Raw genomic sequence first — 527 nt, 5'->3', positions numbered from 1 at the left:
CGGCCAGGCCGTTCTGGCGCGGGTAGCTGCCGAGCTTGCGCAACATCAGCGAGGCCGTCACCGTGCCCTGTTTGATCGAGGTAGCCAGGCGCAGGATTTCATCCCAATGGGCACGAATAGCCTTGATGTTCAACTTGTCGCTGCTAATCGTCGGTCTGAGTGCGTCGTAACTGGCTTCACCCTTAGGGATGAACAGCTTGGTGTCGCCCAGGGCGCGGATGCGCGGCGCGAAGCGGAAGCCCAGCAGATGCATGAGGGCAAAGACATGATCGGTGAAGCCCGCCGTGTCGGTGTAGTGCTCCTCGATGCGCAGGTCGGACTCGTGGTACAGCAGGCCGTCGAGCACGTAGGTCGAGTCGCGCACGCCGACGTTCACGACCTTGGTGTGGAACGGCGCGTACTGGTCGGAGATGTGCGTGTAAAACGTCCGCCCTGGGCTGCTGCCATATTTCGGGTTGATGTGCCCGGTGCTCTCGGCCTTGCTGCCGGTGCGGAAGTTCTGGCCGTCCGACGATGACGTGGTGCCG

1 protein-coding gene is annotated in these 527 nt (G+C 62.6%); it reads right to left on the bottom strand.

The window, feature by feature from the left end; translation table 11 throughout:
• Positions 1-527: Tn3 family transposase (locus HMPREF3143_RS05525; RefSeq protein WP_139145852.1), on the bottom strand; the 527-nt coding region annotated here is incomplete at both ends.

Origin of the sequence: Enterobacter sp. HMSC16D10 (assembly GCF_001807145.1) — a bacterium.
GTDB classification, from domain to species: domain Bacteria; phylum Pseudomonadota; class Gammaproteobacteria; order Enterobacterales; family Enterobacteriaceae; genus Enterobacter; species Enterobacter roggenkampii.
Note: the sequence above shows the minus strand (reverse complement) of the source record. Positions and strands in the feature narration are given on the sequence as shown.